Source organism: Bhargavaea cecembensis (assembly GCF_000826125.2).
GTDB classification, from domain to species: Bacteria; Bacillota; Bacilli; order Bacillales_A; family Planococcaceae; genus Bhargavaea; species Bhargavaea cecembensis_B.
This window is the reverse complement of record NZ_LN651373.1, coordinates 1809525-1822812: the sequence shown is the minus strand read 5'-3', so window position 1 is coordinate 1822812 and position 13288 is coordinate 1809525. Positions and strand designations below refer to the sequence as shown.

12 protein-coding genes are annotated in these 13288 nt (G+C 56.5%); 10 read left to right on the top strand and 2 right to left on the bottom strand.

Annotated features, from left to right (window positions below; all coding sequences use genetic code 11):
* From trhO to BN1189_RS14465, 5 genes are all read left to right on the top strand, one after another.
* The gene (trhO, locus tag BN1189_RS14485; protein ID WP_040229015.1) at positions 1 to 960 is read left to right on the top strand and encodes an oxygen-dependent tRNA uridine(34) hydroxylase TrhO; all 960 of its coding nucleotides are present in this window, start codon (positions 1 to 3) and stop codon (positions 958 to 960) included.
* Between the two features lie 146 nt (positions 961 to 1106).
* On the top strand, positions 1107 to 1946 hold the full coding sequence (locus BN1189_RS14480; RefSeq protein WP_040229073.1) for a DUF368 domain-containing protein: 840 nt from the start codon (positions 1107 to 1109) through the stop codon (positions 1944 to 1946).
* 78 nt (positions 1947 to 2024) lie between these two features.
* On the top strand, positions 2025 to 2702 hold the full coding sequence (locus tag BN1189_RS14475; protein WP_040229014.1) for an SOS response-associated peptidase: 678 nt from the start codon (positions 2025 to 2027) through the stop codon (positions 2700 to 2702).
* Positions 2703 to 2983: 281 nt separating this feature from the next.
* The gene (locus tag BN1189_RS14470) at positions 2984 to 4807 is read left to right on the top strand and encodes an ATP-binding protein (protein WP_040229013.1); all 1824 of its coding nucleotides are present in this window, start codon (positions 2984 to 2986) and stop codon (positions 4805 to 4807) included.
* A 99-nt stretch (positions 4808 to 4906) separates the two neighbouring features.
* Entirely contained in the window at positions 4907 to 5680 is a 774-nt protein-coding gene (locus BN1189_RS14465; RefSeq protein ID WP_040229012.1) for a 3D domain-containing protein, read from the top strand.
* Positions 5681 to 5747: 67 nt separating this feature from the next.
* Here BN1189_RS14465 and BN1189_RS14460 read toward each other — a convergent pair whose 3' ends face one another.
* Positions 5748 to 6911 (bottom strand): MFS transporter, encoded by a 1164-nt coding sequence (locus tag BN1189_RS14460; protein ID WP_040229011.1) that lies wholly within the window; start codon positions 6909 to 6911, stop codon positions 5748 to 5750.
* A 166-nt stretch (positions 6912 to 7077) separates the two neighbouring features.
* On the opposite strand from BN1189_RS14460, the gene BN1189_RS14455 reads away from it, so the two are divergent.
* The 3 genes from BN1189_RS14455 to argF all read left to right on the top strand — a co-directional run bounded on the left by BN1189_RS14455 (position 7078) and on the right by argF (position 10795).
* Positions 7078 to 8160: a hypothetical protein gene (locus BN1189_RS14455; RefSeq protein ID WP_040229010.1), complete on the top strand. Its 1083-nt coding sequence runs from the start codon at positions 7078 to 7080 to the stop codon at positions 8158 to 8160.
* Between the two features lie 57 nt (positions 8161 to 8217).
* Positions 8218 to 9303: a M42 family metallopeptidase gene (locus BN1189_RS14450; protein ID WP_040229009.1), complete on the top strand. Its 1086-nt coding sequence runs from the start codon at positions 8218 to 8220 to the stop codon at positions 9301 to 9303.
* 529 nt (positions 9304 to 9832) lie between these two features.
* Positions 9833 to 10795 (top strand): ornithine carbamoyltransferase, encoded by a 963-nt coding sequence (gene argF / locus BN1189_RS14445; protein WP_257125423.1) that lies wholly within the window; start codon positions 9833 to 9835, stop codon positions 10793 to 10795.
* A gap of 44 nt (positions 10796 to 10839) precedes the next feature.
* Here the strand turns inward: argF and sspI are convergent, their stop codons facing one another.
* Complete coding sequence (sspI, locus tag BN1189_RS14440; protein ID WP_040229008.1) at positions 10840 to 11058, bottom strand: small acid-soluble spore protein SspI; 219 nt, start codon at positions 11056 to 11058, stop codon at positions 10840 to 10842.
* Positions 11059 to 11158: 100 nt separating this feature from the next.
* On the opposite strand from sspI, the gene BN1189_RS14435 reads away from it, so the two are divergent.
* Together BN1189_RS14435 and pheS are read left to right on the top strand one after the other, a co-directional pair.
* Positions 11159 to 11920: a TrmH family RNA methyltransferase gene (locus BN1189_RS14435; protein ID WP_040229007.1), complete on the top strand. Its 762-nt coding sequence runs from the start codon at positions 11159 to 11161 to the stop codon at positions 11918 to 11920.
* Positions 11921 to 12242: 322 nt separating this feature from the next.
* Positions 12243 to 13280 (top strand): phenylalanine--tRNA ligase subunit alpha, encoded by a 1038-nt coding sequence (gene pheS, locus BN1189_RS14430; RefSeq protein ID WP_040229006.1) that lies wholly within the window; start codon positions 12243 to 12245, stop codon positions 13278 to 13280.
* Positions 13281 to 13288 lie beyond the last annotated feature (8 nt).

The window sequence follows — 13288 nt, the reverse complement described above, 5'->3', positions numbered from 1 at the left end:
ATGGGAAAATTCACACACAGAGTCCTGCTTTATTATAAATATGTGCCGATCGAGGATCCAGAGACGTTTGCCGCCGACCATCTGGCGTTCTGCAAGGAGCTCGGATTGAAAGGCCGGATCCTTGTCGGGGAAGAGGGCATCAACGGAACGTGCTCCGGCACGATTGAGCAGACCCAAAAATATATGGATGCCATGCATGCCGACGAACGGTTCAGCGACCTGGTATTCAAAATCGATGAGACGGAAGGTCATACATTCAGGAAGATGCATGTCCGGGCACGCAAAGAGATCGTCAATCTGAGCCTGGACGAAGACATCGATCCGAACGAGCTGACCGGCGAATACCTGGAGCCGCATGAATTCCTTGAAGCGATGCAAGATGAAAATACGGTCGTCCTTGATGCCCGCAACGATTATGAATATGACCTCGGCCACTTCCGCGGCGCCATCCGTCCGGAAGTGGAGACTTTCCGCGATCTGCCGGAATGGGTTCAGGAGAACAAGGACATGTTCGAAGGTAAACGGATTCTGGCCTACTGCACAGGCGGGATCCGGTGCGAGAAGTTTACGGGCTGGCTGAAGCGCGAAGGCTTTGAAGATGTCGGCCACCTCCACGGCGGAATCGTCACTTACGGAAAAGACCCGGTCGCCAAAGGCCAGCTGTGGGACGGCCAGTGCTACGTGTTCGACGAGCGGATCGCCGTTCCGGTGAACCAGGTCGAGCATGTCGTCGTCGGCCGTGATCACTTCGACGGTGAACCGTGCGAGAGATACGTCAACTGCGCAAATCCGGAATGCAACAAGAAGATCCTCTGCTCGGAGGAAAACGAACTGATCCATCGCCGGAGCTGCTCAGATGAATGTAGGGAACACCCGCGCAACCGCTACTTCCTCGAAACCGGCATGACCGAAGAGGAATGGCAGGAGCAGGTTGACCGTCTGACAACAGCGAAGAACTGATGAAACAGGAAGCCCTGTGCCGGAAGGCATGGGGCTTCCCGTCTTTCAGTGGAACTTTCAATGAAAGACGGCGTCATAATGGGCTGGGAGACATGGTATACTGATTGTGGTTTTTTATTTGGCAGACTGGAAGGATGAAAGCACTCATGCAATGGAAAAATATTTACCGCGGCCTCATGATGGGGATCAGCGATCTGATTCCGGGGGTGAGCGGCGGGACGATCGCACTCATTCTCGGCATTTATGATCACTTGCTGAAAGCGATCAGCGGCTTCTTCAGCAAAGACTGGAAAAAGCAGCTCGGATTCCTCGTGCCTCTTGCAATCGGAATGGGTGCCGCCCTCCTCATATTCAGCCGGCTGATCGATTATCTGCTTAACAACCATGTTGTACCGACGCAGTTCTTCTTCATCGGGCTCGTGCTCGGCGTGCTGCCGTTCCTCGCAAGGGAGTCGGGGATGAAGCGCAATTTCCGTCCCGCCCATTACGTGCTGCTCGTGCTCGTCGGAATCGGGCTTGCCGCGACGGCGTTCCTGAACCCCGCGGAAAGCGAACCGATCCGGGAACTGACCGGATCCAAAGCAGTCTTCCTGTTCTTCTCGGGCTGGCTCGGCAGCATGGCGATGCTGCTCCCTGGCGTCAGCGGATCGTTCGTCCTGCTGCTGCTCGGCGCCTACTCCACGGCGATTGCGGCTCTGTCGGACCTGAACTTGCCGATCATCGCGGTGATCGGTGCAGGCGTCGCAGTCGGGTTCATCGTCAGCAGCAAGGTGATCCACTACTTGCTCAACAAGTTTCCTGCAGTCATGTATTCGATCATCATCGGCCTCATCGCAGGTTCGGTCTTCGTTATTTTTCCGGGACTCCCGACAGGGGCCGGAACGATTGCCGCCAGTGTCATCACCTTCCTGGCCGGCCTGATCCTCACACTCTGGCTCGGAAAAGTCGATGCCAGCCGTACCCGCGCACAAAAGCCGGCCTCCTGAGTCCAGGAAGGCCGGTTTTTTGCTTGGAATGGGCATTTTCAAATGTGATAAAATACAGAAAAAAAAGAGGTGTAGATGATGTGCGGTCGATTCACTCTTTATGTGTCGTATTCCGAACTGGTTGAGCGGTTTGCCGCCGCCGGATCCGCTTTTCCTGAATCCGATTATGCAGCGAGCTATAATATCGCGCCGACACAGCAAGTGGTCGCGGTGATCAACGACGGCAGCAAAAACCGCCTGGGTCATTTGAAATGGGGTCTCATCCCGCGCTGGGCGGATGACCCGAAAATCGGCAGCCGGCTGATCAATGCAAGGGCCGAGACAGTCGCGGAGAAGCCGAGCTTCCGGGAGGCATTCAGGAAGCGCCGCTGCCTGATCCCCGCTGACTCGTTCTACGAGTGGCAAAAGACGGACAACGGGAAAAAACCGATGAGAATCCGTCTGAAAGGGGAGGAAGTGTTTGCCCTGGCCGGCCTGTGGGAGACGTGGGTGTTCCCGGAAGGCGAACGGATCCACTCATGCACGGCGATCACGACAAAGCCGAATTCACTGATGGCCGGTATCCATGACCGGATGCCCGTCATCCTGCCGAGAGAGCGGGAGCAGGAGTGGCTGGATCCGGAAAACCGGGATGCCGATGCCCTCCTGGCGTTGCTCGCCCCTTACGATGCCGGCCGGATGGAAGCGTATGAGGTGTCTTCGGCGGTCAATTCACCGAAGAACAACAGCCCGGAACTGATCGTTCCGTTCTGTTGAGGAAGAACTGTGATTGGCGAAGAATCTCCGTTGACACTCCAGATAGACGGTCACCCCATTTTGTGTAAAAGTGTCCTTCGCAAAACATCCGGAACCCAGAACTGACATGCTGGGAACGTTCATTTTTTCGGAAATATTACGGTTCCTTTTGTCAAGATATTCTTGTATACTTGTTCTAAACTGAAAATTCTATCGTGCTTTCGGACGATGTTTGTGTTAGGAGTGGGCAGAAAGCCCTTCCTGTCTGCTGTAATTCCAGTTACGGAAGTGGGTCGATCAAAATGAAAAAGCCGAGCGGCCGGTTTGCGTCACGGTTCTCTCCACCGGAAGCAGGACTGTCGTGCTTTGTTATCGATATCGGGACGAAGGAATATTGGTTCATCATGCCTGACGGCGAGGCGGTACCCGGATACCAAAGCACATCGGGGGATGGGTATTCCTATGAGGAAATTATCCACAGCGCCGACCTTCCGCTGGTCGAGCAGCGGATCAGAGAGGCGTCTGAGGGAAAGGCCTTCATTCCCTTCACTTTCCGTGAACGCAACGATGGCACAGACCCCTTCTATGTCACCGGCATTGAGCAGGTGGAACATGATTGTTTCCTGATCACCATGTTTCCGGTCGTCCAAACATCAGCGAAAGGATATACGGACAACGGAACACCGATCTCCTGGAGGAGCCCATTTTTCGATCTGATCGACGAATCCGCCGTTCTCCTGACCGTTGACGGAAAGGTGAGCAAGGTGAACAGGGCATTTATGAAGGAATTCGGCTGGGAAGAAGAAGACCTCGTGGGCAGGCGGCTTCCGTTCATCCCCGCGGAACTTTCCCGGGAATTTGAAGTGGGAAGGGCCCGTCTTTTGGCAGGCGAACGAGTATTCAAACTGGATACGGTCCGGCTGCGGGAAGATGGAAGCCGCGTGCCGGTCCATCTCCAGGCGTTCCCGATTTTTAACGAAGAGGGACAGATCTGCGCGTTGAGCGCACTGATTATCTCGCGGGAATCAACCCTCGCTGTCCGATCGCTGATTCAGCTTCAGGAGCGGATTATCCAAACCCGTGACCAGCTCATCGTCGACATCATGGACAATGTGGATCTCGGCATCTGTCAGTATGACTGCGTGCGCAGGAAGTATATGTATCTGAATCCGGCGATCGAGACGCTCTTTGGCGTGTCCCTGAATGAGCTTTATGCCGATCCGCCTGCGATTTCCCGCAATTTCCTGGACCCGGAGTTAAGACAAAAGACCGAAACGTTTTTAAAAGGTGAGAAATTGAAGGAGGGAGAAGTGGAATACAAAATTTCCGCTTCCGGTGACCAAATCAGATGGATCCGCTCCAAATTCATCCCGATTGTTGATGAATCGGGCCGAACCGTCCGCAAGATTATCATTTCCCAGGATATTACGGATCTGAAGCACAGCCAGGAACTGTCCCGAAAATGGGAGCAGCTCGGCGTGGTCGGGAGACTCGCGGCAGGGATTGCGCACGAGGTCCGCAATCCGCTCACCACGGTCAAAGGTTTTGTCCAGCTTTCAGGAGAGCAGGACAGCCCATTCACCGAAGTCATCTTGGACGAGCTGCAGCGCATTGAAATGATCATGGATGAATTTCTCGTCCTGGCCAAGCCGAATCAGGAGACCGAGATGAAGCGCCAAAGTCTGGACGGCATCCTCCGGGAAGTGACCGGATTCCTGGAGGCGGAAGCCCATCTGCATGGCTGCCGGGTCATTCTGTCCGAGCCGGAGGAACCGGTGATCGTTAATTGTGAAGCGAAGCAGATCAAACAAGTCATGATCAATCTCATCAAAAATGCCGTCGAAGCCATGCCGGAAGGCGGAGATGTCCGGGTCGGCCTGATGCGCCATGACGACAAAGTGGAGATTCTGGTTGAAGACGACGGAATCGGCATTCCGGAAGACCGGCTCCACCGGCTGGGCGAACCGTTTTACTCAAACAAAGAAAAGGGAACCGGCCTCGGCCTTATGACCAGCTATAAGATCATCGAGCATCACGGCGGCACCATCCGGTTTGAGAGTGTGGAAGGCCGCGGGACGACAGTAAGGGTCGAGCTTCCGGCCCAGAATATTACAGGTCGTTTTTGAGTGTAATAGGATTGTCTTCTTTTCTTCATCGCTTTGTCATGAGAATGAAACATTCCCGTGGTAGAGTTGGTGTCGTTGAAGAAAGGGGATATCCAATCCATGAAAAAAAGTTTGATCGCACTGACGGCCGCCCTTACACTCGGTGCCGGCGCAGGAACAGCATCGGCAGCAGAATACACGGTAGCCAAGGGGGACACGCTCTGGTCCATTTCCCAGGCGAACTCGGTCTCGGTCGGACAATTGAAGCAGTGGAACTCTCTTTCATCTGACCTGATCCACCCCGGAGACATTCTGACAACATCCGCTGACCAGGCGTCGGCCGCAGTCCAGAAACCGGCAAGCAAGCCGGTCCAGGCTGCAAAACCGGCGGCCAAGCCGGCAGCGGGTGCCACATATACAGTAAAAAGCGGCGACACCCTTTACAGAATTGCAACGAACCACGGAATGAGCGTCAAGACGCTCATGTCCCTGAACGGTCTCGGCAGCTCGCTGATCCATCCTGGAGACCGCCTGAAGGTTTCCGGCACGGCAGTCAAGTCGGAGAGCACGACGGTCCAGACGAGCGCTCCGGCACAGTCCGCAACACGTGAACTGACTGTCCGCTCGACAGCTTACACCGCCTACTGCGCAGGCTGCTCCGGCATCACGGCGACCGGCATCAACCTCAAGGCGAATCCGAACGCCAAAGTGATCGCGGTCGACCCTCGCGTGATCCCGCTCGGAACGAAGGTCTGGGTGGAAGGATACGGCGAAGCGATTGCAGGGGACACGGGCGGCGCCATCAAGGGCAACCGGATCGACGTCTTCATTCCGAACAAGGGCCGTGCGCTTCAGTGGGGATCCCGTACAGTGAAAGTGAAGATCCTGAACTAATTGAAAAAACCAGCCATCCGAAAGGCAGAACTGATTGCCCCGGATGGCTGGTTTTTTGTACATAGAGTTATATGGTCTGTTTTCTCCTGCGGGCTCCGAACAGGCCGGTCAATACATAAAGCGCGATGGCCAGCAGCAGGATGCCGGTCAGGATGAAGGCTCCGCGGAAGCCAAGATCGAGCAGGCCGATCAGCCCGGATCCCGCGACGACACCCATCGAGAAGAACGCATAAAAGTAACCGTACGCCTTGCCCCGGTGGTCCGGCTCGGTCGAATCGATCAGAAGCGAATTGATCGACGGGAACAGGAAAGCGAATCCGGTGCCGTAGAAAACCATGCTCAGATAGAGGGAACCCATTTCATCGGCCCCCGACAGAAACAGCATGCTGAGCCCCATCACCGAGATGCCGAATGCCAGTGTCACCATCGGGCGCAGCTTGTCAAAGAGACGGTTGGTCGGCAACAGGAAAATCAAGATCGCGACGAGGCCGAATATGCTGAGCAGCATTCCGCTCGTTTTCGTGTCATAGCCGAGTGCCTCCACTTTCAGCGGAAGGACGAGTGCCAGGACACCCTGGGAGAACATGAGGAAGAAAGCGCCGGCGAACGCCCGCATCACTCCCGGGTTCTTGAACAGTGCCCTCACCGGGAAGTGGGCATGACCTCCTTTTTTGGCCGCCGCTTTTGTCCGTCCGGCATCTGTTCCGAGGAGGAGCAGCGCCATGATGGCCAGAGCCAGCATGATCGTCCCGTTCATGGTCATGATGAAAGCGGCACCGGTCCGTGCCGCCAAAATGCCGCTGATGGCCGGCCCCAGGATGGCGGCAAGCCCGACGAAAGCGCCCGAGAGCGCCACTTTGCGTCCCCGGTTCGACTGTTCCGTCCGGTTCGCGATGAACGTGAACGCCGCCGGCACAATCAGCCCTTCCATGAACCCGTGCACGAACCTGACGGCCAGGAGCACTCCCGGACTCTCTGCAAAGCTATAGAGGAATAGAGCTCCGGCCGACAGGAACAGCCCGGTGACCAATACGAGGAACGGCCCTTTCCGGTCGGTCGAGAAGCCGGAAATGACGTTGCCGATCGTGTTTGCGAGCGAGTAGATTCCGACGACGAGCCCCGTGATGAACGGCGTGGCGCCGAGCGCGAGGGCATGCGGACTCATGATCGGAAGCTGGCTGAACAAATCAAAAAACGAGAAAAAGACGATCAGATAGACTAAAAACCGCATAAAGACGCTCCATTTCATCAAGCCAGATATCACTGGATGTTATACCACAAATGTACCACGAGAAACGAAACCCGTCACGGAATCGTCGCCGGACCGGATGCCGGGGAAGGAGTGGATCCGCTATAATGAGGGCGAGTCTGTGAGACTGATTTAAGGGGGGCCGGAAATGAATGCAGTGAAAAGACGTTCCAATTCGGTTTGGCTCATTTTGCTCATGGCTGTGCTGAGTTCCAACTTCATCCTTTATCGAACGGAATTCGGTCTGTCGCTGTTAGAAGGTGCGATTGAGGGAGTGGTGCTCGGATCGATGGTTGACCTGGCTGTTGTCTCTCCGTTGTTATGGATGGCCTGGCGCGGGAAGATCACATTGAAGGGCATGTTCTCCGGAGCGGCACTTGGACTGATCACCGTCCGCTTTCTCATTCCCGCCGAATGGCTCGGCAGTTTTGCGGCAATCACATGGATCGGTTTTGCCGCCGAAGGGGCACTGCTGTTCCTGGAAATCCTCGTCCTTGCCGCCTTGTTTGTCTACTTGCCGACCATCATCCAGACGGCGCGTTCCAGCAATGCGCCTCTGTTGTTTTCATTCCCCGACTCCGTCGATCTCCATGTCCAAAAGCGCCCTATCATCCAAGTCCTCTGCTCAGAAATGCTCATGTTCTATTTTGCCTTCGCCTCCTGGCGGAAGAGCCCACATGCCGGCGACGGTCTGTTCACACTCCATCAGAAATCTGGCTATCTCGCCCTCCAGCTCATGCTGATCCATGCCATCGTCATCGAATCGATCGGCATCCATTGGTGGCTCCACGACCGGGCGCCGATCCTGTCGATCATCCTGCTCTTGCTGAACGTGTACGCGGTCATTCTCTTTATCGGGGACATTCAAGCCGTCCGCCTGACTCCTGCAAAGTTCGCGGAAGACCGGATTTATCTTTCGCTCGGGTTGATGAAGCGGATGGAAGTCCGTTTTTCCGACATCGCTGAGATCTTGCAAGTGGAAGGCGACCCGGAAATGAAGGCACCGAAGAATGCCATCGAATTCATTCCCGCTGATTTTGGTCCGGCGCCCCCGCATGTGATCCTGAGGCTGAACCGGCCGGCTGAGGCCGTCCTGGTCATGGGAATCCGGCGGAAATATGACCAGGTCCATATCCGCGCGGATGAGCCGGGCAAGTTTATTGAGGAACTTCAGGAGAGGACGGGCAAACTGGCACGTCCATCCTCCGTCGAGGTTTCCGAAATGTTTTGAAAAGGGGCATCCATTCCTCTATAATGGCGTTGACACGATGATTAGGAGGACGAAGGAATGGCACAGCTTGATGAACAGCTTCAAATGCTGAAAGACCTGACGGATGCAAAAGGCATCCCCGGAAATGAACGTGAACCGCGAGAAGTGATGAAGCGCTATATCGAACCGTTCGCCGACTCGATCGGCTATGACGGCATCGGCTCCCTGATCGCAGAGAAGAAAGGCGGGGAAGGGCCGCGTGTCATGGTGGCGGGCCACCTGGATGAAGTCGGATTCATGATCTCGCGGATCGACGACAAAGGATTCCTGAGCTTCCAGACGGTCGGCGGCTGGTGGTCGCAGGTTATGCTGGCCCAGCGCGTCACGATCGTCACGAGAGACGGCAAGGAACTGACCGGCGTCATCGGCTCCAAGCCGCCGCACATTCTGACGGCGGAAGCCCGAAAAAAACCGGTCGATATCAAAGATATGTTCATCGACATCGGCGCTTCCTCTAAGGAAGAGGCGATGGAGTGGGGGGTCCGTCCCGGAGACATGGCAGTCCCGTATTTTGAATTCACGGTCATGAATAATCCCGATTATCTGCTCGCGAAAGCGTGGGACAACCGGATCGGCTGCGCGATCGCCATCGATGTGCTCCGCGGCCTGAAAGGCGAATCCCACCCGAACAGCGTATTCGGCGTCGGGGCGGTCCAGGAAGAGATCGGCCTCCGCGGATCCGGCACGGCCGCCCGGAAAGTGAAGCCGGACATCGGTTTTGCCGTCGACGTTGGCATTGCCGGCGACACACCGGGCGTCTCTTCGAAGGAAGCGGAAGGCAAAATGGGCGAAGGCCCGCAGATCGTCTTGTATGACGCCTCGATGGTTTCCCACAAAGGGCTGCGCGATCTCGTTGTCGACACTGCCGAAGAGCATGGGATCCCTTACCAGTTTGAGTTCATCCCGGGCGGCGGCACCGACGCCGGCTCAATCCACCTGGCGAACGAAGGCGTTCCATCCCTGGCAATCTGCATCCCGAGCCGCTACATTCATAGCCATGCGGCGATGCTGCATAAAAAAGATTATGAACATGCCGTCAAGCTCCTCATCGAAGTGATCAAAAAGCTCGATCAGGAAACCGTCGAACGCATCACATTTTCTTGAAAATGTAAGTCCAAGCTCTCAAGGCCCGACGTCCTTGAGGGCTTTTTTATTTTTGCGGGGTCAAACCGTAAGGGTGTCCGGTTCTCTGCATGAAGATTTGACTGAACGTTGCGTATCTATATAAGTTGAATTAAATTCTGTGCATTCATTATTCTAGCCGATTGGAGTGGAAGGCGGCGACTCCAGTGGAAACAGCACGAGCTGAAGACCCCGCGATGCCGCCCAACGCTTCGCTTTTGAGCGCAGACGCCAACCTTCGTATTGGCGCCGGCTAAAGCTGTGCCCACGGAAAGCGTCCGCCTGCAACGGAAATCGACTGGATGAAGATTATTTATCTCAACTCATATAGGCTGAAACGTTGTGTATCTATACATAATCTATCCGGCGAACGACGCACCAGCCTCACCGTCTCCTGCCTAATCGCAACTCCTGAAAAGAAATCTCTTCCCAATTATAAACATCCGCTTGATTTAATATAAATACATATGTATAATCATGCAATAAGATGAATGAAGGAAGGGGCGGTTATATGTTCATGACGGGGATGCAGGAAATGACGCTGGTGGAAAGCCTGAAGGGGGAAGACCTTCTCTCGCTTGATAAGCTGGAGACGGAGGAAGTGACGGGACTCATCGAACTCGGCTTTATCCTGAAGAAGCTGGCGAAGGAAGGCCGCTATCCGAAGCTGCTGTCGGGGAAGATCCTCGGCATGATTTTCGAAAAACATTCGACGCGCACCCGGATTTCGTTTGAATCGGGAATGATCCATCTCGGGGGACATGCGATGTTCATGAATTCACGGGACCTGCAGATCGGCCGCGGCGAGTCCGTCCGTGATACCGCACACGTTCTGTCCGGTTACTTGGACGCCATCATGATCCGCGCCAACAGGCACACGATGGTGCAGGAACTGGCTGACGAAGCGGCCATTCCGGTCATCAACGGGCTGACAGATATTTATCACCCGTGCCAGGCGCTTGCGGACCTGCTGACGATCCGCGAAGTGAAGGGCGGGCTGGAAGGCCGGAAAATCGCCTACGTCGGGGACGGCAACAACGTCGCCCATTCCCTCATCCTCGCCGCCGCCCATGCCGGCATGGAAATCGCCGTCGCGACGCCGGAGGGCTATGAGCCGTCGCCGGATGTGATGGAGACGGCAACTGCGATTGCGGGCAAAACCGGCGGCCATGTCTCCTGGACGTCTGAACCCGACGCGGCCGTGGACAAGGCGGACGCCGTCTATACCGATGTCTGGACGAGCATGGGCCAGGAGGAAGAGACGGCGGCACGCGTTGAAGCGTTCAAGGGATTCATGGTCGACGATGAAATGATTGCGCGAGCGAAGCCGGACTTCATGTTCCTCCACTGCCTGCCCGCCCACCGCGGCGAAGAGGTGGCGGCTTCCGTCATCGATGGTCCGAACTCCCATGTTTTCCGCCAGGCGGAGAACCGGCTCCACGCACAGAAAGCCGTGCTCGCTTCCATTATGTAAAAGCAGAAGGGCCCGCCGGAATGACCGGAGGGCCCTTTGACCGTTCATTGGACTTTGTTTCCGAACACGGATTCCAGGCCGGAAGTGATTTTTTCCTTCTCGGCCGGGTCCGCCTGCTGCCAGTACTTTTCGAAAAACACGCCGAGGCCCGGGAGGAGATGCTCCTCGCCCCGGGTAATGGCGTCATCGATGACGCCGCGGATGTCCTGCGCCGTGTTGCCGGACATGTTCGCAGAAATGGCGTCGCGGATCTGGAAATTCATATTTGATCACCCTCCTGCGCGCATCCTGTCCGTTTCGCTCGCCGGGTATACATGGTGTTTGGTAAACTTGGCCTATAATCGTGCAGAAGGTGGCGGACAGATGAAACGGATTGAATCACCACAAAACTCCCTCGTCAAACATTGGAAAAAGCTCGTCAACACGAGGAAAGAGCGGGACAAGACCGGCGAGTTCCTCGTCGAAGGCGAACATCTTGCCGAGGAGGCGCTGAACCAGGGCGGCTCGGTGTTCGCCCTCATTTTCAGGGAAGGGATCGAACTGCCTGCGCACTGGGAGACCGGCGGAGTCGAGCTGATCGAGATCACGCCGGCGGTCGAGCGGGAAATCACGGATACGGAGCATCCGCAGGGAATTTATGCACAGTGCAAAATTCCGGCTTACGGAGCGGAGCAGGCTGCTGGCTGGCGTTCGCTTCTCCTGGTCGACGCCGTCCAGGACCCGGGCAACATCGGAACGATGATCCGGACGGCGGACGCGGCGGGCATCGACGCGGTGATCCTCGGAAAAGGCTGCGCCGATCCGTTTGCGCCGAAGACGGTCCGGTCTGCACAAGGGTCCCATTTCCACATCCCGGTCGTCCGCGGAGATCTGAGGGAAGAAGCCGTGCGTCTGAAAGAAGCGGGAATCCCCGTATACGGGACTGCGCTTGAAGGGGCCGTCCCGTTCGATGAGCCGGGGAAGGGAGACGCGTTCGCCCTCATCGTCGGAAACGAGGGGAGCGGAGTGGACCCCGAACTTCTGGAAGCGTGCGACCGCAGGCTCATGATCCCGATCCGCGGCAGGGCCGAATCGCTGAACGTCGCCGTGGCCGCCGGCATCCTCCTGTATGCCCTAAGAGCTTAAAACGGCTTGCCCGCGGCGTCCGCTTCCGATATACTGGGGAATGAATAATCGAAAAACGATGAGCGGGAAGAGTAGACGAACCATCTGATCACAGGGAGCCGGCGCCGGGGACTGGAAGCGCGGGCGTTCGGATGCCGTCGAAGTTCACCCCGTCAGTTGCCGCCGGGACCAGCAGTCGCTGTAAAGGCGGGCCGGCGAACAGCCGTTATCCTGTCCGAGCGACCGCACCCGTGTGCGGTAATCAGGGTGGTACCGCGAATTCAACCTCGTCCCTTTTCCAGGGGCGGGGTTTTTATTTTTTATGCGAAAGGAGCAGATCAGCATGGAACAGCAACTCAATCAGCTGAAAGAAGAAGCGCTCGCCGGCATCCGGTCGGCGGGCGACGTCAAGTCCCTGAATGACATCCGTGTGAAATACCTCGGAAAAAAAGGGCCGATCACCGACCTCATGAAAGGGATGGGCAAACTGCCCGCCGAAGAACGTCCGAAAATGGGGGCGCTCGTCAATGAAGTGCGCGGGGAAGTGACCGAAGCCCTGGAACACCGGATGGCCATCCTGGAAGAAGAGGCCGTCGCCCGCAAACTCGAAGCGGAGACGATCGACGTCACGCTTCCCGGGACCCCGGCCAAGACGGGCAACCACCATCCGCTCACCCGGATCGTCGAGGAGATCGAGGATTTCTTCATCTCGATGGGCTACGAAGTGGCGGAAGGACCGGAAGTCGAGAAGGATTATTATAACTTTGAGGCGCTGAACCTGCCGAAAGGGCACCCGGCGCGGGATATGCAGGACTCATTCTACATCACGGAAGATATCCTCCTGCGGACCCATACATCGCCGGTCCAGGCCCGCACGATGGAAGCGAAAGAAGGGCGCCCGTTCCGCATCATCTGCCCGGGCAAGGTTTATCGCCGCGATAACGACGATGCGACCCACTCCCATCAGTTCACCCAGATCGAGGGGCTCGTCGTCGGGGAAGGCATCCGGATGAGCGACCTGAAGGGGACGCTCGACCTGTTTGCGAAAAAGATGTTCGGCGAAGACCGGGAGATCCGGCTGCGCCCGAGCTACTTCCCGTTCACGGAACCATCCGTTGAAATGGACATCTCCTGCTTTAAATGCGGCGGGTCGGGGTGCAACGTCTGCAAGGGGACCGGCTGGATCGAGATCCTCGGCGCGGGGATGGTCCACCCGAACGTTCTCCGGATGGGCGGCTACGATCCGGAAACGGTGTCCGGCTTCGCATTCGGCATGGGGCCGGAGCGGATCGCGATGCTGAAGTACGGCATTGACGACATCCGGCACTTCTATACGGACGATATCCGGTTCATCGCCCAGTTCCACAGGGCGGAAAGCTGAGGAGGGAT

Coding starts and splice junctions, on each gene's coding strand:
- trhO (WP_040229015.1), top strand. CDS start 1: ATGGGAAAATTCACACACAGAGTCCTGCTTTATTATAAATATGTGCCG.
- BN1189_RS14480 (WP_040229073.1), top strand. CDS start 1,107: ATGCAATGGAAAAATATTTACCGCGGCCTCATGATGGGGATCAGCGAT.
- BN1189_RS14475 (WP_040229014.1), top strand. CDS start 2,025: ATGTGCGGTCGATTCACTCTTTATGTGTCGTATTCCGAACTGGTTGAG.
- BN1189_RS14470 (WP_040229013.1), top strand. CDS start 2,984: ATGAAAAAGCCGAGCGGCCGGTTTGCGTCACGGTTCTCTCCACCGGAA.
- BN1189_RS14465 (WP_040229012.1), top strand. CDS start 4,907: ATGAAAAAAAGTTTGATCGCACTGACGGCCGCCCTTACACTCGGTGCC.
- BN1189_RS14460 (WP_040229011.1), bottom strand. CDS start 6,911: ATGCGGTTTTTAGTCTATCTGATCGTCTTTTTCTCGTTTTTTGATTTG.
- BN1189_RS14455 (WP_040229010.1), top strand. CDS start 7,078: ATGAATGCAGTGAAAAGACGTTCCAATTCGGTTTGGCTCATTTTGCTC.
- BN1189_RS14450 (WP_040229009.1), top strand. CDS start 8,218: ATGGCACAGCTTGATGAACAGCTTCAAATGCTGAAAGACCTGACGGAT.
- argF (WP_257125423.1), top strand. CDS start 9,833: ATGTTCATGACGGGGATGCAGGAAATGACGCTGGTGGAAAGCCTGAAG.
- sspI (WP_040229008.1), bottom strand. CDS start 11,058: ATGAATTTCCAGATCCGCGACGCCATTTCTGCGAACATGTCCGGCAAC.
- BN1189_RS14435 (WP_040229007.1), top strand. CDS start 11,159: ATGAAACGGATTGAATCACCACAAAACTCCCTCGTCAAACATTGGAAA.
- pheS (WP_040229006.1), top strand. CDS start 12,243: ATGGAACAGCAACTCAATCAGCTGAAAGAAGAAGCGCTCGCCGGCATC.